Genomic DNA, 24037 nt, shown 5'->3' on the forward strand with positions numbered 1-24037 from the left:
CCAAAAATTCTCCAGACAAAGTGGAGCAGAGAGGGCAGACTTGATTCTGAAACAGCAAAGATTAATAACTTCTTCACCAAAACAGGCAGAAGCGAGACTGTAAGCAACTACCTTGCAGGCTGGCTTTCAGAGTGGGTAAGAGAGTACGGTGTTGACGGTTTCCGTTGCGATACCGCAAAACACGTTGAATTTGCTTCTTGGAAAAACCTTAAGAATGCTTGTGTTGACGCTCTTAAAGAGTGGAGAGCAAACAACCCTGACAAGCCGGGCGCAGACTGGGATGAAGATTTCTGGATGACAGGTGAATGTTGGGATCACGGTGTTAATAAGGACGGCTACTACACACAGGGCGGATTTGATTCAATGATCAACTTCTCAACTCAGGGTGGCGGACTTTTAAGCGCAGGCAGAGTTAAGGGCACATATGATGGATTTGCAAAGGCTATCAATAACGATGACAGCTTCAATGTTCTTTCTTATGTATCTTCACACGACTCTGTTCTCGCAAGAGGCGACCTTATAGGTACAGGTTCAGGTCTTCTCTTATGCCCGGGCGGAATTCAGATATTCTACGGTGACGAAACAAACCGTCCAATGGTATCAGGTGTTCCTAACGACGGTAACGGCGGCGCAGGTCACTCACTCAGAAGTGATATGAACTGGGACTCAATGGATACAAATGTTCTTGAGCATTGGCAGAAAGTCGGTGTATTCCGTAACAACCACATCTCTGTAGGTGCAGGCTCTAACACAAGCCTTACATCAACATCAGGTTATGCTTTTGCAAGAGATTACGACAAGAACGGCATTACAGATAAGGTAATCGGCTGTATCTATGCTAATGCAAATACTGATGTTACAATCAGCGTTGGCGACACTTGGAGCGACGGTCAGTATCTTGTAAATGCTTACGATCAGTCATCTGCTGTTGTATCAAACGGTAAGGTTACATTCAACAGCGGCAAGAACGGTACAATCCTCGTTGAAGAGCCTGACGGCAGACCTCTTATGTCTGTTAAGGGTGACGCAGAGTTTACAGGTACACAGACTGTTACAGTAAGCCTTGACAAGTGCGAGCAGGCTAAGTGCTCTGTTGACGGCGGTAACAAGTTTATCGTAAAAGACGGCGACACAATCACAATCGGTAACACAGCTTACGATGGCGATACAATTACAATTACTCTTGAGGCAGAGAACGAGATCGGTTCTTCTGAGTCAAAAGCAACATTCAAGAAAAAAGTACAGGGCGGCTCAACAGCTCCTGTAAAAACAACATCTCGTCTTGTTGTAAAGACAGCTGACGGTTCAGCTCCTTATGTATATGCTTGGACAGGCGCAAGCAACGCACTTCTCGGTGCATGGCCTGGCACACAGCTTACATCTAAGGATGATAACGGTGACTACTATGTTGACCTTAATACAACAGAAGCTTACAATGTAGTACTCAATAACGGCGGCAAAGCACAGTCAGCTGATATTGCAGGCATTACAGGCGACGCAATTATCACAGTTAAAAATACATCATTCTCTTCTTATGATCTTAAGATTGTAGAAACTCCTGCTTCACCGCTCGAGCAGCTTAAGAAAGAGGGAAGAGAAGTTAAAGCAATGACTTCTTCCGATTACACAGCATCTTCATGGACAACTGTTGAATCAGTTATGAAGTCGGTTGACGCACTCGTTGCACAGGGCAGTGATGCTGACGACGATCAGGTTACTGCAATGATAACAACATTACAGAATGCAAAGGCTAAGTTACAGCTTAATGTTCCTGCACTCGGCTATGCAGTTAAGGGCAAGAATACAGTAAGCGGTGTTGCTGCTCCTGCTTCAAAGGTAACAGTAACAGTAAACGGCACAGCATACACAACACAGGCTGACGATGTAACAGGTGTATTTACAGTTACAACAGCTACACTTAACGCTTCATCAAAGCTTACATTCAAGGCAGAGAGAAACAGCGTTTCATCAGCTGTAGGTGCATACAATATGTCAAGCGGTGACATCACAAGCCTTATTGTTCCTACAACAGCTTCTCAGGCTACACAGCCGACAACAGCAAGACCAACACAGCCAACAACAGTAAGACCTACACAGCCGACTACAGCAAGACCTACACAGCCGACTACAGTAGCTCCGACAACACAGTCACCTACACAGGGCACAAACCTTAATATCTCAAGTAAATCTAACTACTTCTCAAATGCAAATGTAACATTTAAGAAGGGCGATACAGTTTGTCTTGAGTACATTGTAGATTCATCAATGAATCTTGTAAATGCAGAGTGGACACTTACTTACGATAACACAAAGCTCGCTGTTGATAAGGAGCGTTCAGCTAAGCTTATGCCATATGTTACTAACGAGGTTACTAACATTATTGACGCTAAGGGCACAATCAAATCTAACTTCAGTGAAATTCAGAATCTTGCTGATTTCAGTGGCGGCAAGGCTCTTGCAAGAGTTTACTTCAATGTAATCGGCACAGGCGACACAACAGTTGACTTCAACCTTAAAACACTTAGCGTAGGTTACCTTGACAGCAACTACAACCTTAAGTTCAAGCCTGTTGTAAGAGGCGGAGTAGCTCAGACAGATGTTACTTCAACTCCTGGTTTTGAAAACTTCACAGCTAAGACAAGCACAAAGATTTCTGCAACAGCAGAGCAAACTGACGAGGTAACACTCAACTTTGTTGTTCCAAAGACAGTATCAAGTCCTAAGTGTTGGGATGACGGTATTTACCTTGCATACAGCAACAACTACCAGCTCAACTCATTCACAAAGATTCCGCTCACAAAGACAACAGAGTATCTCACACCTGACTTAAAGTCAACAAAACTCATAAACGGCACATATGCTCTCTACTCGGTATCACTTACAAAGGAACAGGCAGAGGCTATTAACAAGGCAACATATGTTGTTCTTACAAACAAGTCAAATTATTACAGAACTTATGTAAGCTCAAAGTACAACTTACTTAAAGCTCCGTCAGGCACATACAGTGCAGACTACAACACAGCTAAAACTTCAGTAGCAGACCTCAACGGCTACACATTCATTATGAACGGTGATGTAGCAACAGGCACAAGCATTGACGGTTTCGGTACATACACAGGTTACTGGACAAAGTGCACAACTATCAATGCTGTAGCTCCTGCATCTGCTAAGTGGAAGAACTGCTGGAATCAGGGTGTTTACCTTGCTTACAGCAACGACTATAAGCTCGATTCATTCACAAAGATTAAGATGACAAGAACAAGTACATATGTTGATGTTGATTCTAAGTCAACACAGCTTGTAGACGGCACATATCCTGTATACACTGTAACTCTTACAGAGGATCAGGTAAAGGCTATTGATTCTTCATCATATGTAATCTTCGAGAACGCATCAGATACTTACAGAACATTCATCAACAGTAAGTACAGCGTTATGAAAGCTCCGGCAGGTGCTCAGTATTCAAGCACATACTCAAAAACAAAGGCAAAACTTGCTGACAGAGAGAAGAACACATTTGTAATTTGTGACGGTGTAACAACAGGCACAAGCATTGAGGGCTACGGCACATTTACAGGTTACTGGTCAACTTCTAAAATCGAAATTGTTGAGAGCACAGCTACACTTTATTGTGTATTCCCTAACCCTGCAAAGAGCAAAACAGCTATGAATAAGGGCGTTTACCTTGCATACGGTTCAAGCAACTCGGCAAATGGCCTTACAATGATTGCTATGGAGAAAACAGATGAAAAGTTCACACCTTCATTAAAGACAAACGCTCTTACAGCAGGTGAGTACTCTGTATATAAGGTAACACTCAACAGCGATCAGATTGAGGCTATTGACGGTGCAAAGAATGTTGTATTCTGCAACAGCAACGGTGATTTCAGAACAATCCTCTCAAAAGGCTACAATGTACTTAACGCAAAGAGCGGTGCTTACAGCTCAGCATACAACAAGGGTACATTCTCAGTTGCAGACCACAACAGCGAAACATTCGTTGTTTGCGATTCTAAGGTAACAGGTTCAAGCACAGACGGCTACGGTATGTTCCTCGGCTACTGGGATCTCGGCAAAGCAAACTAAATTATCACACTTAATAATCGGATGATTTAAAAATAAATACTCGTCATTGCATTTGCGATGACGAGTATTTTTCTTTTGCGTAATTGCAGAATTAAATTACAGAGATAAAGTTAAAAAATTTAGGTCAAACATTTTGTTACCATCGAGTGGAATAAAAAACAGGTTACTTTTGGTCGGGCAACAATTTTAGCGAATGAAAAGACTTTCCGTCACGAATTAAAAAGTTTGGTCAACCTTTTCAAAGGTTGTGGGTGTGGGCAACGCCCACAAAACTTTAGCTTATTGCGAATTTTAATAGCCAAACGGCTTGCCGTTTGGCGGCTTGAACATAATGGCGAGAGCCTAAAAATGTGACAGCAATAAAGGAAAAGCCACGCTACTGCAACTACTATTTTGCCACTTTTCAAGGGCAAAATAGCCACACACAAACTTTTGCGTTCTTTAAAATTCCTTTTTTCTACTGACACTCAAGTGCTACTTTCCTACTTTCTGCCACTCATTAATCTTGATTTTTACTTTATTTTAAAGTCTTGATAAATCTAAAGTATAGTTATTCTGTGGTATTAATTACAAATGCTTGTTTATATTTTTACTGTTTTATGGGATCTGCCCAAACCCGTAACCATTTAAAAAGGGTTGACCTAAATTTTAACTCTTTTGTTTTTAAGTGCAGCTTTTTCTCAAAACCAAAACTCGGATTACAGCCATTGCCGTAATCCGAGTTTAATTTTATCATTATATAAATTCTACCGATTAAATCAATCTGTATCAAGTTTAAGTACAGCCATAAATGCCTCTTGCGGAACTTCAACAGAACCGAGCTGACGCATACGCTTTTTACCCTCTTTCTGCTTTTCAAGAAGTTTCTTTTTACGGGAAATATCACCGCCGTAGCACTTTGCAAGTACATCTTTTCTCATAGCCTTAACGGTTTCTCTCGCAATGATTTTACCGCCAATGCAAGCCTGAATCGGAATTTCAAACAGCTGTCTTGGAATTTTCTCCTTGAGCTTTTCCGCCATTTTTCGTGCTCTTCCGTATGCCTTGTCTGCGTGAATAATAAACGACAGTGCATCGACAACATCGCCGTTGAGCATAATGTCAAGTTTAACAAGGTTGCTCTTTACATAGTCCTTTAACTCGTAGTCAAAGGACGCATATCCTCTTGTGCGTGATTTAAGCGTGTCGAAAAAGTCATAAATAATCTCGGCAAGAGGTAATTCATAGTGCAGGTCAACTCTGTCGGCGTCAATGTACTGCATATCTATAAATATTCCTCGTCTGTCCTGACAAAGCTCCATAATGTTGCCCACATATTCCTTTGGTGAGTAAATATGTGCGGTAGTCATCGGCTCTTCAGCCATTGCAATAAGCGCAGGGTCAGGATAATTTGTCGGGTTGTCTATCATTTCAACAGTGCCGTCTGTTTTTGTAATTCTGTAAATTACGCTCGGCGCAGTTGTGATAAGGTCAAGCTGATATTCACGCTCAAGTCTTTCCTGAATAATCTCCATATGAAGAAGTCCGAGAAATCCGCAGCGATAGCCAAATCCGAGAGCAACCGAGGTTTCCGGCTCAAAGGAGAGCGCCGCATCGTTGAGCTGTAATTTTTCAAGAGCATCTTTCAGGTCGCCGTATTTTGCACCGTCAACAGGATAAATACCGCAGTAAACCATTGGCTGAGCCTCACGATAACCCGGCAACGGCTCTGCCGCAGGATTTGCCGTAAGAGTAACGGTGTCACCAACCTTTGCGTCTGCAAGAGTTTTGATAGATGCCGCAATGTAGCCAACCTCGCCGGCATAAAGTCCGCTTGTAGACTCCATTGAAGTTGCGTGCATAAGACCGCACTCCACAACGGTAAATGTACTGCCTGTTGCCATAAGTTTAAATTCATCGCCCGGGTGAATTTGTCCCTCTTTAAGGCGCACATAAATGATAACACCCTTGTAGCTGTCGTAGTAGCTGTCGAAAATCAGCGCACGGAGAGGTGCGTTGACATCGCCTGTCGGAGCAGGAATGTCTGATACGATTTTTTCAAGAACAGCGTGTATGTTAATGCCCTGCTTTGCGGAAATTTTAGGTGCGTCCTCGGCAGGAATACCGATTACATCTTCTATTTCCTCAATAACCCTGTCAGGGTCGGCACTCGGCAGGTCGATTTTGTTGATTACGGGCACAATTTCAAGACCGCTGTCGACAGCAAGATAGGTGTTGGCGAGAGTTTGCGCCTCAATGCCCTGAGATGCGTCAACAATAAGCACTGCACCCTCACAAGCCGCCAAAGAACGGGAAACCTCGTAGTTAAAGTCAACATGACCGGGAGTATCTATGAGGTTAAAAAGATACTTTTCGCCGTCATCGGCATCGTAAGTAACAGTAACCGCTCTCGCTTTTATTGTTATGCCACGCTCACGCTCAAGCTCCATATCGTCAAGGAGCTGTGACTCCATATCACGAGCCGAAACAGAGTTCGTCTGCTCAAGAATACGGTCGGCAAGCGTACTTTTGCCATGGTCAATATGAGCAATTATGCTGAAATTTCTAATTTTGTCCTGTGGAAATGACAATTCTATCACCTTTTCGCAGATATTTGCAGGTAAGCCTGCACGATTATTACAGGCTGCAAAGCCTGTCTGAATATATACATATTTATGATAACATATTTTGCAGGCAATAGCAATAAATTTGTGATTGTACGGAAAGAAATACATACAAGATAATTTAAGATTTACATTTTATTTAGTTGTATAAAATTATTGTAATAATTATTGAAAATAATTTAATTTATTGCTATAATGTATAGTAATTAACAAAATTTTAAGACTGGAATGAGGAAAATATGAGAAAAACATTTAAAAACTCTGTAGCTATAATATTAGCTCTCGTAATAAGTAGTATTCAATGCTTTTATTTAACGGTGCACGCTGCGGATTCAAGTAATGAAAATATATTTTACATAGGAAATACAGTTAATACCGGGCATGATACGGGTTTTTCAAAAAATGATAAAATTACAGAAGACGATCCGCACTTTGGCTGGGAATTAGGAAAATTCTATATTAGCGGATATACAAGAATTAAAAACAGCGAAAATGAAAGTCCGATTTTTCTCAAAACGGTTGGTGATACTGTAACTTTATGGTTTGAATTGGAACAGAATATAGATAAACTTAATGACAATGAAGAACTAAGCATTTGTGACGATACCAACGGATACGATGAATATTTTGGTGTAGAAAAAACTGATTTTGGAAAAGGAACTTTGATTATTCGTCATACTGATTATCAGAACCATACTGTTGATCCGGTTATTTATACAAATTATTTATCTGCAAGTGCAAAACAAAACGAAGCTGTAAAAGTTGAACTTTGTGAAGAGGGCGACTATGAGGTTGCTTTGGATTATGAAATCAGTAAAACTAATTTTAATATATTTGGCTGGAAACCATTGCCGTCATATTATAACTATAAAGTGTTTTTCAAATTTTCTGTACGAAACGGAAATTGCATGGTGTATCCTTTTGATGTTAAAACCGGAGATGAACTTACAAATAAGTCAATAACAGAAAATGGCTTTTATTTGGATTTAGCGAAATCAAGATATTTGAATATTGATATTCAAAAACAAATACGCAAAGATGGTGCAGAAGGGCTCACCGAAGATGTACGTTTTAATAAACCCGCAAAAGATGGCGAAGAATACACGGATGAGGGTATATATACAATCACTGTAAAAAATATTTATACAGATCAAACTACTACAAAAGTAATTTATGTTGGTACGGATGATGTATTAAAAGCACATGTAGCAACAGGACTGTCTATTTCTGATGTAGAACATCAGCTTGCGTTAGGTGGAAAGGTAGCAGAGGACGGAACATTGATAACAGCATCTAACGAAACTTTACCGGTTATAGAGGAAACAAATCCGACAGATGGCGATTCAAATAAAAAAGAAAATATTTTATCAACAGTAAATAAGAATCAAAACAGTAATGAAAAACCAATATGGTTTATTTGGTTGTATATCGCAATTGGATTAATTGCGATAACGGCAATTATTATTACAATTGTATTTATTCGAAAAAAGAAAAAAGCTGAAAGTGATAATGATATATATTCGAATAGCGACAGGAGTGTGAAAAAATGAAAAAACTAATAGCTTTAATATTAATATGTACACTTCTGGTTGGCTGTACATCTCAAATAAACAGTGAAGTCAGCGATACAATTCCAACAGAAAATGTAACACAAAGTATATTATCAGAAGAAGTTCCAACCTTTACGGGACTGGATGATACAAGTTTATTAAATTATATAGAAGATGAAGTATATGAAAATCTTGTTGAAAAACTAAACAGCGAAGATTACTTTGTTGAAAATGTAAGTACGCAGTATATATCTAAGGAATATCTCGAAGAAGTTGAATACAACTCAAAAGAGAATATATATTTTGGGTATACTTTGTCTGAATTAGATTCATGCTTTCAAGGCAAAAGATATATTTTTACTTCGGATGATGACGGAAAAACCATTGTAAAAGAATTTGAAAAGTATGATGATACTTACGAACAAGTAATTAAAAATGTAGCTATCGGAACAGGTGTAATATTAATTTGCGTAACGGTTTCTGTTGTAAGTGGTGGCGCAGGATTACCTGCAATGAGTGCTGTTTTTGCAGTATCAGCAAAAACGAGTGCTGTTATGGGTTTATCATCAGGTATAATCGGCGGAGTTGCAGCAGGATTAGTAACAGGAATACAGACCGGTAATTTTGAAGAAGCCATAAAATCCGGTACATTAGCTGGCAGTAATGAATTTAAATGGGGAGCAATTACCGGTGCTATTTTTGGCGGTGCTTCAGAAGCGGCCGGGCTAAAAGGTGCAACGCTAAATGGTTTAACGATGAATGAAGTTGCTTCAATTCAAAAAGAATCAAAATATCCTTTGGATGTTATTAAGCAGTTTTCAAACATGGAACAATATAATATTTGTAAAAAAGCCGGATTATCAGCGGAATTTATAAATGGAAATGTTGCATTGATTCGAAAAATAGATTTGAATTTTGTTGATGAATATGGTCGCACTAACTTGCAAAGAATGTTAGACGGCTTTGCTCCACTTGACCCTGACGGTATTCCGTATGAACTTCATCACATCGGACAGAAAGCTGATTCTACACTTGCTATTCTAACCCAAGCTGAACATAGGAAAAATGGAAACAATACAATATGGCATAAATTCGGAGAAGAGACCAAAGTCTATGGTAAGGGAAACAAATGGAATCAACAGAGAAAAAAATTTTGGACTGAATTTGCACAGAGAGCCATATCTACGGGAGGAGTATAAGTGTGAAAGATATTTTAAATTTGATAAAAAATAAATCAAAATTTTATAGCATAGGAAATATATCAGAAGAAAATATAAAAGAAGCAGAATTAATATTAAATATTAGATTTGCTTCTGATTATAGAATGATTATTAAAGAATATGGCGCAGTTACATTTAGCGGTCATGAATTAACAGGCATATGTAATTCGAAAAGATTGAATGTAGTTGATGTTACTAAAGAAGAACGCAAATATAATAAAGTGCCTGAGGATTGGTATGTAATTGAACAGGCAAATATTGACGATATAGTAATATGGCAAGATACAAACGGTGCTGTATATCAAACAATGCCAAATAAAAAGCCAATAAAACTTTGCAATTCTCTTTTAGAATATATTGATTTTTAATTAACTGTTTAAGCATAATGTTAAAAAGCTGTCTTTCCCGCAAGAAAAACAGCTTTTTATTTTATACATATTTATACTTTTTTCTGTTTGCCACAAAGAATGATACGCTTATAATCAGCGAGCAAATTTCTGCGCCTACTACGGCAAGCCATATTCCGTTAAGTCCGAGCAGTTCGGGGAGAATAAAGATGAAAGCAATTTGAAAAACGAGCGTTCTCATAAACGAAATTACGGCAGACACAAGTCCGTTGTTTAGTGCGGTAAAGAATGCCGAGGCAAAAATATTTATTCCGCTGATAATGTACGACAGTGCAAAGAGTTGAATTGCGTTTGTTGTCATATCGTGGAGGTCTTGGTTGTAACCTACAAAGATTCCTGCAAGAACAGATGACAGCAGTTCGGCGCAGGCGGTCAGCACAACAGCGGCAGACGAGAGCAGAAAAAGACTTTTTTTGAAAAGGTTTTTAAGCTCAGCTGTATTGGCCGCACCGTAGTGATAGCCGACAATAGGAGCAACGCCGACACAATAGCCGAGATAAGTGCCCGAAAAGATAAAGCCGACATACATTATAATACCGTAAGCCACAACACCGTCATAGCCTGCAAATTTTACGAGCTGTAAATTGTAAAGCATATTTACGAGCGACATTGATATGTTTGTGACCATTTCAGACGAACCGTTCGAGCAGGTGCGCAAAATCGGTTTTAGTTCGAGCTTGGTTTTTATGAGCTTTAGCGGCGAGTTGTTTTTGCGGATAAAGAAGATGAGCGGTATAGCCGCACCCACAAATTCGCTGATTGCTGTTGCAAGCGCAGCGCCAAATACGCCAAGTCGGAAAACATATATAAACAGAAAGTCGAGCACCATATTTGAAAGACCTGCAATAACGGAAACACAAAGTCCCATTGCGGGTTTTTCGGCAACTACAAGAAAGCTCTGAAAGCAGTTTTGCAGCATAAAAAACGGCAATGAACAGAGGAGAGTTCTGCCGTATGTGGAGCAAATATCGACCATTTCGCCTTTTGCTCCGAGGAGTTCGGAAATTTGTCTGATAAACACATTTCCGAGGATTGAAAGCACAATGCCGACAATCAGCAAAAAGTAAATGAGCATTGAAAAGTAGCGGTTGGCGAGCTTTTTGTTGCCCTCGCCAATCGTTTTTGACACAAGGGCACTGCCGCCCGTTCCCACCATAAATCCGACAGAGCCGAGCATCATAAGTGCCGGCATAATCAGATTAACTCCCGCAAAAGACTCACTGCCCACAATGTTTGACACAAACAATCCGTCTACCACGCCGTAAATTGAAGTGAAAATCATCATTGCAATGGTAGGAATTGTAAAGCGCATAAGTTTTATGTAGCTGAAATGTTCTGATAATTGTATCATATTTCACTCTCCTGAATTTTTACATAAAAAAGGAGCTCAGCTATATTCATAACCGAGCTCACCCGACATCTTATCGACAGTGTTCCAAAATAGAAACGGTGTTACGACACCATGTCCTCCGATGACCATATTTTATTATAAGTACAGACATTTTAGTACATTTTTTTATCAATGTCAAGGGTTTATGCTCAATTTGACCTTTAAAGCAGAAAAGTTTTTAACATTATTTTAATGGTATGTTAATAATATTGCGGATGGGAAGTATTGAAAAAAGAGCTAAAAGGTAGTATTATTAAATTACAGAGAAATACAGATAAAAACAAGACGATTTTAAGGTGCTTTATTATGATTTCAGTAAATGATTATAACTACACATCACGCAAGCCGAGGTTTCAGCTTGCTTATAAAATTCTCAGCGGATTTCAGTTTGCAATCATTCTTTGTTCGGTGATAAATGTTGTTAGTTTACTTTTTACGCATCATTTTCATTCCTTTTTAGGTAGCTTGGTAAGTGTAACGGTGCCGCTTTACAAATTTTATTTTTCATTTTCTCAAGATTATTTGTACTTGGTAGAAAGTTTCGTGGTTATCGGTATTATAACATTTCTTTCAATTATGTCGCTTATGGAGTGTATTGGTAAAACCGACCAAAGCATTATAATTCCCACAAAGTATATGGTAATGAATTTTATAGTGGTTTCCATACTGGAAGTTAACACACTTAGAAATGGCGGCGAGTTATCGGAAAAGGCTTGTCCTAACATTTCCGTAGCTGTTTTTGGAAGTGCTGTTTATTTAATATCTTGTTTTATAGTTATGCTGCTGAAAATCTTTGAAAACGATGATTACTTTACAGAGATGCGATGGCATCATCATGGTGAGTTCTCGCTTTGGAATTATGCTGTGTTTGCTAAGAAAAAACGAATTGTTTATATGTTTGAGGCAGCACCGGCACTTGCTGCATTTTATTTTTATTATCACAGCTATAATAGTTTCTTTTTAAAAACAGTAGATCTAATCGAATTGAACGGTGCTTATATCTTTGTTGCTTTTGTTGTTATACTTACATTTTTCGGAAATATGTATTCATTAAAAAAATACAAAAAATCTCAGCTTGAACCGGATCCGCCGGAAAGCTATTTCAAAAACTATTACTTAAGTCAGATAATTTCATTTGTATTGTTTGCAATTTCATACTTTGTAGTGCTTTTGCTGTTTAAACAGTAAGTATAAAAGGTTCTATTCTAAATGTTGGGGTAACATTAATATTATGGCTTAACACACACAGTTTAGTTTAATAAATTTTTTAATTCGGGACAGAAACTATTAATTTTGTTTTACTTTGTTTCCCGACCGATAATCCGCTAAACCATCATTTCTTACAACTATTTACAAAATCATAAAAGAAAAATGCAGTCCGTTTATATGGACTGCATTTTCTTTGGGTAATTATTTATATGAAGTTTTAGGAAAAGGTTTAGTAAATCAGTTTGTAAAGAGAGATTTTCTCTTACCGTAATATACAGCGTAAATTAAAAAAAGTATTACTGCCGCAATCATTGATACAACAATTAAGTAAAAATATATTCTAAAAAAGCCAATTACAACAATATTTATCACCGCATACGCTGCCGGTATTAATACCGAAACACCCAAGCAGGTGTATAATAGTTGGAGTGCGTCTTTTTTAAAACCTGCGAGTTTTTGTCGGGTTATTACAATCAGTATGGCATACATCACAAAAAATATACCGAATAATATGTCATAGGTCTGCATCATAGGATGCTGGGCATATATTTGAGCATTGTTAAATATAATTTGTGAGCCGTTGATGACAGCGTGGTTTTTGCCTATAAAAAACGGAACAGCCGCAAAAAGTGTAATCGCTGTCAGCGTGAAAAGTGCAAAATAAATTGTAAATTTATGCCATTTGAGTTTATAATTACCTTTCATAATATTGCTCCTATACTGTTACTTTATGAATATATTATAACATTCGGACTATGACAATATAGTGACAAAAAATAGAAAATTAAAAAAATTTTTTTGCTTTTTGGGGAGAGAATTTTAAAAAACTGACTTTTTGGCATAAAAGTTGAGCCTAAAAATTTAAAATTTAGGTCAACCCTTTTTAAAGGTTGACCAAATTTTTATATTCGGGACGGAAAATTTGGCTTTTGCTTTACTTTGTTGCCCGACCGATAATTTGCTAAGCCATAATTTACCCCCCAAAAAAAAATTATTGGCAAAGAGCCGCAAAACAAAACCGCCTGATGCAATGCACCAAGCGGTAAAATACTTTAAATTTAAAATTAACCGTTAAATGAGTAGTTAGGAGCTTCCTTTGTAATCTGAATGTCATGTGGGTGGCTTTCTCTAAGACCTGCACCTGAAATTCTGACAAACTTAGCTTTCTGGTGGAGCTCGGAAATAGTTGCACAGCCTGTGTAACCCATACCTGCTTTAAGTCCGCCCATAAGCTGATAAATTGTGTCGCCGAGTAATCCCTTGTAAGGTACTCGTCCTTCAACACCTTCAGGAACAAACTTGTTGTTGCTTGCCTGGAAGTATCTGTCTGAGCTACCCTTACCCATAGCGCCAAGGCTGCCCATACCACGGTAAACCTTGAACTGTCTGCCCTGATAGATTTCGTTTTCTCCCGGGCTTTCCTCACAACCTGCTACAAGTGAGCCTACCATTACTACACTGCCGCCTGCGGCAAGAGCCTTCACAATATCACCACTGTACTTAATACCGCCGTCTGCTATAACAGGGATACCGTACTTAGATGCCTCGCAAGCTGCGTCATAAATTGCTGTAATCTGTGGTACACCGATACCTGCAACAATTCTTGTTGTGCAGATAGAACCCGGACCGATACCAACCTTTACGCAATCTGCGCCTGCGTCGATAAGTGCCTTTGCAGCCTCAGCTGTTGCAATGTTGCCTGCAACGAGCGGTACATCAGGATATGCCTTTTTAACTTTGGCAACTGTTTTAATAATGTTGCTGTTGTGACCGTGAGCAGAGTCAAGGAAGAGTACATCTGCCTGAGCATCTACAAGAGCCGCAACTCTGTCGAGAACATCGGCAGTTGCACCGATAGCAGCACCGCAGAGGAGTCTGCCTTTGTCATCACGAGCTGAATGTGGATACTGAACCGACTTTTCAATATCTTTAATTGTGATAAGTCCCTTAAGGCTGCCGTCAGAGCCTACAAGCGGGAGCTTTTCAATTCTGTGTTTACGGAGAATTTCCTGTGCCTGCTTTAATGTTGTGCCAACCGGAGCAGTAACAAGGCTTTCGTAAGTCATAACGCTTGCAATCGGCTGGTTAAAGTCAGCACCTGTCATAAAGCGAAGGTCACGGTTTGTGATAATGCCGACAAGTTTGCCGTCACGACAAATCGGAACGCCTGAAATCTTATATTTGCCCATAAGATCGTTTGCGTCACGAACTGTATTCTCAGGAGAAAGGAAGAACGGATTTACAATAACACCGTTTTCACTTCTTTTAACTCGGTCAACCTGGTCAGCCTGCTTTTCGATGCTCATATTCTTATGAATAGCACCTATACCGCCCTCTCTGGCAATAGCAATAGCCATTGCAGTTTCGGTTACAGTATCCATAGCGGCTGTAACAACAGGAGTGTTGAGCTTGATATTCTTTGTAAGATTTGTTGAAATATCAACATTTTTCGGCTCTACATCAGATTCTCCCGGAATGAGAAGAACATCATCAAAGGTAAGACCTTCTTTGCCGAATTTCTGATTGTAATCTGTATTCAACATAAACTATCCTCCATTTTCCTTTTCTCAAAATTGTTTATTATTAAACTTTATTATATCAAATAAATTCGGTAAGTGCAACACATAATTTGCAGTTTTTAAAATTTTTATAACGAATTTTCTGAGCCTGTAAATAAGACGGCATTTTGTGAATAATATAAAATGTTTATAAAGTATTATTGTGTATTCGGCAATTGTACTTCGTTGTTTTCAATAGTATTTTAATGTTTTAATATGCAAAATGACAAAAATATTTTGCTTTTTAAGATGTATAAAAAACGCTTTTTATAAACTTTATTACAACATCAAAAAATCCTTGCTTTAAATTTGTGTGCGTATTATAATATAGGTTAGCTATTTAGCTTATGATTTACGAAAGGACAGATTTTATGCCTTTTATAGATGTTAAAACAAATGTAGCTTTTTCAAAGGAGAAAGCAGACGAGCTTATGAAAGAGCTTTCGGGTTCGCTTAAAGCAATCGGCAAAAGCGAAACATATGTAATGTGTGCCGTAAATGATGCGCTGAAAATGCGTTTTCAGGGCAGTGATGAACCGACGGCGATAGTTGAAGTAAAGCTGTTGGGTAAAGGCACAAAGGACGGCTATGCAAAGGTTACAGAGAATATTTGCGGTATTATGCAGTCCTACGGTGTTGAGGGCAAGCGTTGCTATGTTAAATATGATGAAGTGGAACATTGGGGCATGGACAGCTTTATGTTCTAAGGGCAAACTGTTATTTACTTGACAATAATTGATTATATATTTTATATTTTTACGGGAGAAAGAGTTATTATGAGAATTGTTGTTCTTGCAGGCGGATTAAGTACAGAGCGTGATGTGTCTATATCTTCGGGTATCAAGGTAGCGTCTGCTCTGCGTGAAAAGGGTAACGAGGTAGTTTTGCTTGATGTATTTATGGGTTATGAAGAGAACTTCTGCGACATTGACGCACTCTTTAAGCACAATTACAGCTTTACCGACAGCCTTGGTGTGGGTACAGAAATTCCTGACATCAAGACAGTAAAGGAAAACAGACTTGATAAATCATCAAGATTTATCGGTGTAAATGTTATTGAAATCTGCGCCGAGGCAGATATTACATACCTTGCACTTCATGGCGGCGAGGGCGAAAACGGTCAGATTCAGGCTACCCTTGACCTTTTCGGTATTAAATATACAGGTTCGGGTTATCTCGGTTCGGCACTTGCTATGAACAAAGCGCTTACAAAGAGCGTTCTTCTTCAGAACAGAGTTACAACTCCTGCCGGCAGAGTTTATAAGTCTGCCGAGGACGCCGAGGATTGGAGCTACTATCCATGCGTTGTAAAGCCGTGCTCGGGCGGTTCAAGCGTTGGCATTACAAAGGCTGACAACAGGGCGGAATATTTAAACTCTGTAAAAGAGGCTTTTAAATATGAAAAGGAAATTGTAGTTGAGCAGTTTATTGAGGGCAGAGAGTTTTCGGTCGGAGTTATCGGCGGCAGAGCATTGCCACCAATCGAGATTATTCCAAAGACCGGTTTTTATGATTATGTAGCAAAGTATCAGGCAGGCGCAACAGATGAAATTTGCCCTGCAAATATTACAGCAAGCGAGGACGATGTTCTCCGCAAGGCTGCCGAGGCTGCATTTAAGGCGCTCAATTTGCAGAGCTATGCAAGAATCGACTTTATTCTTGACAAGCAGTCGGGCGAGGCTTATTGCCTTGAGGCAAACTCACTCCCGGGTATGACTCCTACAAGCCTGCTCCCTCAGGAGGCAGCGGCAGAGGGTATTGATTATCCTACACTTTGCGAAAAAATCATTGAGGTTTCTCTTGAAAAATACAATTAATTTTTTGAGGTGATTTTGCGGTGAACGAGGCTGTACTTCTTTATAATTACAAGGGCGATAGACTCAAAGCTGTAAGGAACACGCTTTTGTCTATGAAAATACCTGTAAAAATAGCCACTAAAAAAGACTTTTCAAAGCCTATCGGGGCATTGTTTGGCTTAAAGGATATTGAGCCGTTAAGCGATGATTTTCCGAGTTTTGACGATGAGCTTATGGTTATCAAGGATTTTCCGCAGCTTACATTTAATATTATGCTGAAAAAACTCGAAAACTACGGCATAAAGAAAATGCCCCTCATTTGCGCCCTAACTCCCGACAACAGCCGTTGGAGCGGAAACAGACTATACAAAAAACTCAGCGAGGAACACTTAAAAAACACCAACCTCAAAGTCAATTTATAACAATAAAAATTACATAATTTTGCAGAGTGGTATTTGATATAAAAATATCGCTCTGCTTTTTTGTGTGAATTTAAAAATTACAGAAATTTTGCGGATATTTTGTAGGAATTAGCAAATTTATATTGTGATTTTTACTTGATTTATTTTTGATTTTGTATTACTATATAAGTGTATGATTTTTAAAGAAAAGAAAAGGGGATTACTATGAAAAAAGTTATTTCATTGGCACTTGCCGCTGTAATTTGTTCAGCATCAATGCTCCTTGCTGCTTGCGGCGGAAATGCAGGCACAGCAACTAAGGACGAAACACCGGCAAAAACTAAGACTATTGCAACCGTTAATGACCTTGAGGGCGCAAAGATCGGCGTTCAGCTCGGCACAACAGGCGACATTTATGCAAGTGATTACGAGGAAAAGGGTTCAACAATTGAACGCTTTAACAAGGGTGCAGACGCTGTTTTGGCTCTTACACAGGGTAAGATTGACTGCGTTATCATCGACAGCGAGCCTGCAAAGGCATTTGTTGCAGCTAACAAGGGGCTTAAAATTCTTGACGAGCCATTCGCTGAGGAAGATTATGCAATCTGCGTAGCTAAAGACAACACAGATCTTCTTGGTAAAATCAATACAGCTCTTGCAGAACTTAAGAAAGACGGCACAACAGAGTCAATCGCAAACAACTTTATCGGTGATGACACAAAGGGCAAAACTCCTTATGTAACTCCTGAGGGAACAGAGTATCCTAACGGCGAGCTCCATATGGCAACAAACGCATTCTTTGAGCCTTATGAGTATTATGACGGTGACACAGTAGTTGGTATTGACGCATCTATGGCACAGGCTATCTGCGATAAGCTCGGCTACAAGCTCGTTATTGACGATATGGACTTTGACGCTATTGTAACAGCTGTTCAGACAGGCAAGGCTGACTTTGGTATGGCAGGTATGACAGTAACTGAGGAAAGACAGCAGGCTGTAAGTTTCTCAGACAGCTACACAACAGCTACTCAGGTAATTATAGTTAAAGAATAATTAAGAATTTTGGAAAGGCAGCCGAAAAGCTGCTTTTCTGATATATAAAGGAATTTAGCATATGGATCAGTTTTTTCAGGAAATAGCTGCAAGCTTTCAGAAAACTTTTATTAAAGATGACCGTTGGCTGCAGTTTTTAAAAGGTCTTGGAGTAACGATTGAAATTACAGTTGTTGCCGCCGTTATCGGTATTATCCTTGGCTTTTTAATCGCAATGGTTCGCTCGACCTATGATAAAAATCTTATAGGTAAAAAGTGCAGAAAGCCGAGCGACTATGTACTCAAAATTTTAAATTTCATCTGCAATATTTACATTACGGTAATCAGAGGTACACCTGTTGTAATTCAGCTTATGATTATGTACTACATTGTATTTTCATCTTCACGAAACGGAATTATTGCAGCGGTACTTGCGTTTGGTATCAACTCAGGCGCATATGTGGCTGAAATTGTGCGTTCGGGCATTATGTCTATTGACAAGGGTCAGTTTGAGGCAAGCCGTTCGCTCGGATTTAATTACAGCAGCACAATGTTCCATGTAATACTTCCGCAGGCTTTCAAAAATGTGTTGCCGGCACTCGGCAACGAGTTTATTGTACTTGTAAAGGAAACCTCTGTTGCAGGTTATGTTGCACTTCAGGATCTTACTTATGTGGGCAACCTTATCCGCTCAAGAACATACGAGGCATTTTTCCCACTCATCTCGGTAGCGGCAATTTACCTTGTAATAGTATTGATTCTGACATACTTCCTCAAAAAGCTCGAAAGGAGGCTGCGCAGCAGTGACCACTAATAATGATGTATTAATCAAGGTTGAGGGACTTAAAAAATCCTTTGGCAGCAACGAAGTGCTCAAGGGCATTGATGCAGAAATCCATAAGGGCGATGTTATGGTGGTTATCGGTGCATCGGGTTCGGGCAAATCAACATTTTTGCGCTGTTTAAATCTTCTTGAAGAGCCGACAGACGGCAAAATCATAGTTGACGGCGTAGATATTAACGATAAAAATATAGACATTAACCTGCACCGCAGAAAAATGGGTATGGTGTTCCAGCAGTTCAACCTTTTTCCGCATATGACAGTGCTCAAGAATATGATTCTCGGCCCTGTAAAGCTCCTTAAAAAGAGCAAGGAAGAGGCTGCAAAAGAGGCAATGGAGCTGCTTGAAAGAGTAGGACTTGCCGACAGAGCAAACGATTATCCGTCACAGCTTTCGGGCGGTCAGAAACAGCGTGTGGCAATCGTGCGTGCGCTTTGTATGAATCCCGAGGTAATGCTTTTTGACGAGCCGACCTCTGCGCTTGACCCTGAGATGGTAGGCGAGGTACTTGAGGTTATGAAAAGACTTGCCAAGGACGGTATGACAATGGTTGTTGTAACTCACGAAATGGGTTTTGCCCGTGAGGTAGGCACAAAGGTTGTGTTCGTTGATAAGGGCGTAATTGTAGAGCAAGCACCGCCGCAGGAATTCTTTACAAATCCTAAGAACGAGAGATTGAAAGAATTTTTGTCAAAGGTATTTTAATTTAATAAATTTGGACAGTCTGATAAGATAATGTGCTTGTCAGACTGTTTTTGTAAGGAAAATTGTTTGGTGATCAGATAGGTAAAACACCGGTAGGGTAACAAAGTTTGGAAACGCAAAACTTTTAGCTTAAAAAATCATAAAAGGTTTGACCTGAATTTTATTTTCGGGACGGATAGTTTTGCTTGTATCTTACTTTGTTTGCCCAACCAAAATGGACATTAACAACACACAAATCAGAAGGTAAAAAAATGGAATTACTTATAAAACAGCGAGTTTTTTCGTGGTCAGATACTTACGATGTTTACGATGAGTATGACGAGCCGAAATATTTTGTAAGGGCTGAAATGTTCAGGCTTACGCATCAGATTCATATATATGACAGAAATCGCAATGAAATCGGTATGATTAAACAGCGATTTTTTACGCTTATGCCGACTTTTGATATAGAAATAAACGGACAGCCGTTTGGCAGTATTGAGAAAAAATTTACATTTTTTAAGCCGAAGTATAACCTCGACTACAACGGTTGGCGCTGTGAGGGCGATTTTATGTCTTGGAACTACAGCGTTTACGAGGCTTGCAGTATGGTTGCGCAGATTTCAAAAAAGCTGTTCCGTTGGGGAGATACTTATGTTATCGACTATGCAGACCCGAGAAACGAAATTTTGGTGCTTATGCTCGCTATCGCCATTGATGCCGCAAACTGTTCGCAGAATAATAACTAAGTAGGTAATTTATGATTGACAGACCAAAACTTGACAAAAATCTTGACGGCAAGACATTCAGAGAGTTTTATTATTTAAAGGAGGAGCTTGTGAGTTTCTGTCGTAAATACGGCTTGCCGACAACAAAGGCAAAAGCCTTGAAGATGCTATAAAATGCCGGAAATATAAAAAGAAGTTGCAGGGACATAATCGCTATGAAAAAAGCGATCTTTCCGTTTTAGATAACAACTGATTAGCTTATGCTTATTTAATTTGGTTTTTATTGCAGTTTTGACCTTTGAGTAGTATAATTAAAATGTTAAGCTAAAATTTACAAGGAGATAGGGCAGAGGTTGAGCCTTTGCCGAGCATATAATGGAAAATTTGCACCTTGAGCCGTTGGGAAACGGCATTGAAATATATGTTACCAAAAGTTACAGATACTCGACCGACACCATTTTGCTTGCCGATTTTTCAAAGCCTATGGGCAGTAAAAAATGTGCGGAGCTTGGTACAGGCTGCGGCACGATTCCGCTTTTGTGGTGCAGGGACAATAAAAATCTGAAAATTGACGCTGTTGAAATTCAGGAAAATGCCTGTACTGTTGCACAAAAAAGCGTGGAGCATAACAACCTTTGCGACAACATAAATATTGTGAATGCCGACTTGTGTGACCTTAAGGGCAAGCTGAATTTTGGCTGTTATGATGTTGTTGTGTGCAATCCGCCGTACAAAATCGGCGGCGGCGGAATAAAAAATCCTACCTCGGCAAGACTGATTGCAAGGCACGAAAGTGAATGTACGCTCGATGACATTTGCTCGGCGGCGGCAAAGCTGCTGCAGTTTGGCGGCAGATTTTTTATGTGCCAGCGCCCCGAAAGGCTGAGCGATGTAATGGAGTCGATGCGAAAATTCGGAATTGAGCCAAAGACATTGCGGCTTGTTCAGCAGAGGCTGACAAAAGCGCCTAAGTTGTTTTTGCTTGAGGGCAGACGAGGCGGAAAACGAGGTTTTTTGAATGTATTGCCCACACTTTTTATAGAGGACGAAAACGGTAATTTTTCAAAGGAAATGCTTGAGATTTACGGAAGTTATAAATCAGATCATTTAGAAAATACAGAGGATAATAGGCTATGAGCGGAATTTTATATGTAACGGGAACACCGATAGGCAACCTTTCCGACCTGTCGCCGAGAGCGGTGGAAACTCTTGAATCGGTAGATTTTATTGCGGCGGAAGACACAAGGGTTACGCTGAAACTTTTAAATCATTTTGGCATAAAAAAGCCGATGGTAAGCTATTTTGAGCACAATAAAAGAGAGCGTGGAGAGATTATCTGCGCAAGAATAGAGCAGGGCGAAAACTGCGCCATTGTTACGGACGCAGGTATGCCTTGCATTTCCGACCCCGGCGAAGATTTGGTAAAGCTGTGCGAGGAGAGGGGCATAAAAACGGTTGTTATTCCCGGCCCGAGTGCGGTTATTTCCGCCCTTGCGGTGTCGGGACTCAGTACGGGAAGATTTACTTTCGAGGGCTTTTTGAGCGTGAATAAGAAGAGCCGTACAGACCATTTAAAAAGCCTTGCAAATGAACACCGTACTATGATTTTTTACGAAGCTCCGCATAAACTGCCGCAGACATTGCGTGATTTGTACGCAAATTTTGGCGACAGAAAGCTGACCATTGTGCGTGAAATTACTAAAATTCACGAGGAAGTTATACGCACCACAACTAAAAATGCGGCGGAAAATCTCAGCGACGGCAGTGTTAAAGGCGAAATTGTGCTTGTGCTTGAGGGTGCGCCGCAGATTGACGATACCGAAGAATTTACACTTGAGTATGCGGTTGAAACCGCTAAAAAGCTGATAGAAAACGGAGCAAGAGCAACCGATGCGGCAAAAGAGGCGGCGGCGCTGACAGGCTTTAAGAAGAACGAAATTTACAAGGAGCTGATCTGATGACATACGAACAGGCTATTGAAAAAATACATTCACTGCTTACCTTTGGTTCTCGTCCCGGACTTGACCGAATGAGAATTTTTCTCGAAAAACTCGGCAATCCTCAGGATAAACTAAAGTATATTCACATTGCGGGTACTAACGGCAAAGGTTCGGTTTGTGCAATGCTTTCTGCGGTTCTTGTTGAGGCGGGCTACAAAACAGGACTTTTTATTTCACCGTATATTACGGATTTTCGTGAGAGAATACAGATTAATAATCAGATGATTTCAAAGGAAATTCTCACCGACGCAGTGGAAAAGACTTTCCCGATTATTGAGGAATTGCGCAAAGACGGGGTGATTATTACCGAGTTTGAATATGTAAACGCTTTGCAGTTTTATATCCACGCAAACGAAAAGTGCGACATTGTTGTACTCGAAACGGGTATGGGCGGACTTCTCGACTGCACAAATACAATTTTGCCGCCGCTTTGCTCGGTGATTACAACTATCGGACTTGACCATACGGCAATTCTCGGAAATACCATTGAGGAAATTGCGTGGCAAAAGTGCGGTATTATAAAAAACGGCTCGATTGCCGTTACTTCCAAGCAGGAAGAAAACGCAATGAGCGTGATTGAATGTACTTGTAAAAGCAGAAATGTTGAACTTTTCAAAAGTGAAAGTGCAAAAATAAAAGTGATTTCAGAAAGCCTTGAAAGCACAAGGTTTGAATATGACGGTACAGAGCTTGACCTGCATTTGATTGGCGAGCACCAGATTGAAAATGCAAAAACGGCATTGACCGCATTAAAGGCACTTTGTGACAGCGGCAAAATAGAGGTGAGCAAAAGCGCATTGCAGAAGGGAATAGCAAAGGCGGTAAACCCTGCAAGACTTGAGCTTATGAGCAAAAATCCCGTAATTTTGCTTGACGGCGCACACAATCCAAACGGTATTGAGGCGCTGAGCAAGGCGGTTAAAAAATATTTGCCTAATCAAAGGCGAATTTGCCTTATGGGTATGCTTGCCGATAAGGACAGCGCAAGCTCGATTAATTTGCTTGAGGGACTTTTTGAGGAGATTTTTACCGTTACGGTAGATAACCCGAGAACACTTACGGCAGAGGCACTTGCCGAAAAATGCAGACAGCATTTTCCAAAGGTAGAGGCTTTTGACGATAACAAAAAGGCGCTTGATGCGGCAGTGAAAAAGGCAAAGGAAGAGAACATACCGCTCGTTATTTGCGGTTCGCTTTACCTTGCAGGAGAGCTAAGACCGTATTTGTTGGAACTTTAAAAAATTCGTATAATTAACCCCGTCATCGCTTTGTGGTGACGGGGTATTGTTTATGGCTTTTTGTAAATAATTGGGATAAATTAGGGTTTACCGCATAAAGTTTAGTATAATAAATTCAAAATTTAGGTCAACCCTTTTTAAAGGGTTGCGGGTTTGGGCAGAGCCCATAAAACATTAAAAACAAATGGTTGAATTTATATCATAGGATAAATAAACCTTAGATTGTTCAAGACCTTAAAATAAAACAAAAGTCAAGATTAATAAGTGGCAGAAAGTAAAAAAGTCACACTTTA

The 24037-nt window shown here is 39.8% G+C and carries 20 protein-coding genes; 16 read left to right on the forward strand and 4 right to left on the reverse strand.

What is annotated here, in order from left to right; all coding sequences use genetic code 11:
- Nucleotides 1-4086: starch-binding protein (locus DXC23_RS11285; RefSeq protein WP_147329142.1), on the forward strand; the 4086-nt coding region annotated here is incomplete at its 5' end.
- A gap of 758 nt (nucleotides 4087-4844) precedes the next feature.
- On the opposite strand, the gene lepA is transcribed toward DXC23_RS11285, so the two are convergent.
- The gene (gene lepA / locus DXC23_RS11290) at nucleotides 4845-6656 is read right to left on the reverse strand and encodes a translation elongation factor 4 (RefSeq protein WP_242997509.1); all 1812 of its coding nucleotides are present in this window, start codon (nucleotides 6654-6656) and stop codon (nucleotides 4845-4847) included.
- Between the two features lie 272 nt (nucleotides 6657-6928).
- Here lepA and DXC23_RS11295 point away from each other — a divergent pair, with 272 nt between their 5' ends.
- Genes DXC23_RS11295 through DXC23_RS11305 form a run of 3 tightly spaced genes read left to right on the forward strand, consistent with a single transcriptional unit; the run spans nucleotide 6929 to nucleotide 9827 of the window.
- Complete coding sequence (locus DXC23_RS11295; RefSeq protein WP_117706469.1) at nucleotides 6929-8239, forward strand: hypothetical protein; 1311 nt, start codon at nucleotides 6929-6931, stop codon at nucleotides 8237-8239.
- A complete protein-coding gene (locus tag DXC23_RS11300; RefSeq protein ID WP_117706471.1) occupies nucleotides 8236-9438 on the forward strand; it encodes an HNH/ENDO VII family nuclease in 1203 nt (400 codons plus the stop codon). Before DXC23_RS11295 ends, DXC23_RS11300 begins: the two co-directional genes overlap by 4 nt.
- Before the next feature lie 2 nt (nucleotides 9439-9440).
- A complete protein-coding gene (locus DXC23_RS11305; RefSeq protein WP_158552574.1) occupies nucleotides 9441-9827 on the forward strand; it encodes an SMI1/KNR4 family protein in 387 nt (128 codons plus the stop codon).
- Nucleotides 9828-9888: 61 nt separating this feature from the next.
- On the opposite strand, the gene DXC23_RS11310 is transcribed toward DXC23_RS11305, so the two are convergent.
- On the reverse strand, nucleotides 9889-11217 hold the full coding sequence (locus DXC23_RS11310) for an MATE family efflux transporter (protein ID WP_117706474.1): 1329 nt from the start codon (nucleotides 11215-11217) through the stop codon (nucleotides 9889-9891).
- Nucleotides 11218-11562: 345 nt separating this feature from the next.
- Here DXC23_RS11310 and DXC23_RS11315 point away from each other — a divergent pair, with 345 nt between their 5' ends.
- Nucleotides 11563-12444 carry a hypothetical protein gene (locus tag DXC23_RS11315; RefSeq protein ID WP_117706476.1) on the forward strand — a complete coding sequence of 294 codons (882 nt, stop codon included), beginning with the start codon at nucleotides 11563-11565 and terminating at the stop codon, nucleotides 12442-12444.
- Between the two features lie 258 nt (nucleotides 12445-12702).
- Here the strand turns inward: DXC23_RS11315 and DXC23_RS11320 are convergent, their stop codons facing one another.
- Together DXC23_RS11320 and guaB are read right to left on the reverse strand one after the other, a co-directional pair.
- Nucleotides 12703-13170 (reverse strand): hypothetical protein, encoded by a 468-nt coding sequence (locus DXC23_RS11320; protein ID WP_117706478.1) that lies wholly within the window; start codon nucleotides 13168-13170, stop codon nucleotides 12703-12705.
- Nucleotides 13171-13529: 359 nt separating this feature from the next.
- Nucleotides 13530-15008, reverse strand: a complete 1479-nt coding sequence (gene guaB, locus DXC23_RS11325; protein ID WP_199523082.1) for an IMP dehydrogenase — start codon at nucleotides 15006-15008, stop codon at nucleotides 13530-13532.
- A gap of 386 nt (nucleotides 15009-15394) precedes the next feature.
- On the opposite strand from guaB, the gene DXC23_RS11330 reads away from it, so the two are divergent.
- The 11 genes from DXC23_RS11330 to DXC23_RS11380 all read left to right on the forward strand — a co-directional run bounded on the left by DXC23_RS11330 (nucleotide 15395) and on the right by DXC23_RS11380 (nucleotide 23744).
- Nucleotides 15395-15730, forward strand: a complete 336-nt coding sequence (locus DXC23_RS11330) for a phenylpyruvate tautomerase MIF-related protein (protein WP_158552576.1) — start codon at nucleotides 15395-15397, stop codon at nucleotides 15728-15730.
- A gap of 69 nt (nucleotides 15731-15799) precedes the next feature.
- The gene (locus DXC23_RS11335; protein WP_117706483.1) at nucleotides 15800-16840 is read left to right on the forward strand and encodes a D-alanine--D-alanine ligase; all 1041 of its coding nucleotides are present in this window, start codon (nucleotides 15800-15802) and stop codon (nucleotides 16838-16840) included.
- A 20-nt stretch (nucleotides 16841-16860) separates the two neighbouring features.
- Nucleotides 16861-17241: a DUF3783 domain-containing protein gene (locus tag DXC23_RS11340; RefSeq protein WP_117706484.1), complete on the forward strand. Its 381-nt coding sequence runs from the start codon at nucleotides 16861-16863 to the stop codon at nucleotides 17239-17241.
- Nucleotides 17242-17445: 204 nt separating this feature from the next.
- Nucleotides 17446-18273, forward strand: a complete 828-nt coding sequence (locus DXC23_RS11345; RefSeq protein WP_117706486.1) for a transporter substrate-binding domain-containing protein — start codon at nucleotides 17446-17448, stop codon at nucleotides 18271-18273.
- Between the two features lie 61 nt (nucleotides 18274-18334).
- A complete protein-coding gene (locus DXC23_RS11350; protein ID WP_117706488.1) occupies nucleotides 18335-19066 on the forward strand; it encodes an amino acid ABC transporter permease in 732 nt (243 codons plus the stop codon).
- The gene (locus DXC23_RS11355; protein ID WP_117706490.1) at nucleotides 19056-19799 is read left to right on the forward strand and encodes an amino acid ABC transporter ATP-binding protein; all 744 of its coding nucleotides are present in this window, start codon (nucleotides 19056-19058) and stop codon (nucleotides 19797-19799) included. Before DXC23_RS11350 ends, DXC23_RS11355 begins: the two co-directional genes overlap by 11 nt.
- A gap of 251 nt (nucleotides 19800-20050) precedes the next feature.
- On the forward strand, nucleotides 20051-20527 hold the full coding sequence (locus tag DXC23_RS11360) for a hypothetical protein (protein WP_117706492.1): 477 nt from the start codon (nucleotides 20051-20053) through the stop codon (nucleotides 20525-20527).
- A gap of 11 nt (nucleotides 20528-20538) precedes the next feature.
- Nucleotides 20539-20679 carry an SAP domain-containing protein gene (locus DXC23_RS12730; protein ID WP_242997511.1) on the forward strand — a complete coding sequence of 47 codons (141 nt, stop codon included), beginning with the start codon at nucleotides 20539-20541 and terminating at the stop codon, nucleotides 20677-20679.
- A gap of 202 nt (nucleotides 20680-20881) precedes the next feature.
- The gene (locus tag DXC23_RS11370; protein WP_117706494.1) at nucleotides 20882-21643 is read left to right on the forward strand and encodes a tRNA1(Val) (adenine(37)-N6)-methyltransferase; all 762 of its coding nucleotides are present in this window, start codon (nucleotides 20882-20884) and stop codon (nucleotides 21641-21643) included.
- Nucleotides 21640-22464, forward strand: coding sequence for a 16S rRNA (cytidine(1402)-2'-O)-methyltransferase (gene rsmI, locus DXC23_RS11375; protein ID WP_117706496.1), 825 nt, complete (start codon nucleotides 21640-21642; stop codon nucleotides 22462-22464). Before DXC23_RS11370 ends, rsmI begins: the two co-directional genes overlap by 4 nt.
- Nucleotides 22464-23744, forward strand: coding sequence for a folylpolyglutamate synthase/dihydrofolate synthase family protein (locus tag DXC23_RS11380; protein ID WP_117706498.1), 1281 nt, complete (start codon nucleotides 22464-22466; stop codon nucleotides 23742-23744). Before rsmI ends, DXC23_RS11380 begins: the two co-directional genes overlap by 1 nt.
- Nucleotides 23745-24037 lie beyond the last annotated feature (293 nt).

Source organism: Eubacterium sp. OM08-24 (genome assembly GCF_003438075.1).
Classification (GTDB): Bacteria; Bacillota; Clostridia; order Oscillospirales; family Acutalibacteraceae; genus Ruminococcoides.

Coding starts and splice junctions, on each gene's coding strand:
- DXC23_RS11330 (WP_158552576.1), top strand. CDS start 15,395: ATGCCTTTTATAGATGTTAAAACAAATGTAGCTTTTTCAAAGGAGAAA.
- DXC23_RS11315 (WP_117706476.1), top strand. CDS start 11,563: ATGATTTCAGTAAATGATTATAACTACACATCACGCAAGCCGAGGTTT.
- DXC23_RS11295 (WP_117706469.1), top strand. CDS start 6,929: ATGAGAAAAACATTTAAAAACTCTGTAGCTATAATATTAGCTCTCGTA.
- DXC23_RS12730 (WP_242997511.1), top strand. CDS start 20,539: ATGATTGACAGACCAAAACTTGACAAAAATCTTGACGGCAAGACATTC.
- DXC23_RS11360 (WP_117706492.1), top strand. CDS start 20,051: ATGGAATTACTTATAAAACAGCGAGTTTTTTCGTGGTCAGATACTTAC.
- DXC23_RS11350 (WP_117706488.1), top strand. CDS start 18,335: ATGGATCAGTTTTTTCAGGAAATAGCTGCAAGCTTTCAGAAAACTTTT.
- DXC23_RS11335 (WP_117706483.1), top strand. CDS start 15,800: ATGAGAATTGTTGTTCTTGCAGGCGGATTAAGTACAGAGCGTGATGTG.
- DXC23_RS11300 (WP_117706471.1), top strand. CDS start 8,236: ATGAAAAAACTAATAGCTTTAATATTAATATGTACACTTCTGGTTGGC.
- DXC23_RS11380 (WP_117706498.1), top strand. CDS start 22,464: ATGACATACGAACAGGCTATTGAAAAAATACATTCACTGCTTACCTTT.
- guaB (WP_199523082.1), bottom strand. CDS start 15,008: ATGTTGAATACAGATTACAATCAGAAATTCGGCAAAGAAGGTCTTACC.
- DXC23_RS11345 (WP_117706486.1), top strand. CDS start 17,446: ATGAAAAAAGTTATTTCATTGGCACTTGCCGCTGTAATTTGTTCAGCA.
- DXC23_RS11370 (WP_117706494.1), top strand. CDS start 20,882: ATGGAAAATTTGCACCTTGAGCCGTTGGGAAACGGCATTGAAATATAT.
- DXC23_RS11310 (WP_117706474.1), bottom strand. CDS start 11,217: ATGATACAATTATCAGAACATTTCAGCTACATAAAACTTATGCGCTTT.
- DXC23_RS11320 (WP_117706478.1), bottom strand. CDS start 13,170: ATGAAAGGTAATTATAAACTCAAATGGCATAAATTTACAATTTATTTT.
- rsmI (WP_117706496.1), top strand. CDS start 21,640: ATGAGCGGAATTTTATATGTAACGGGAACACCGATAGGCAACCTTTCC.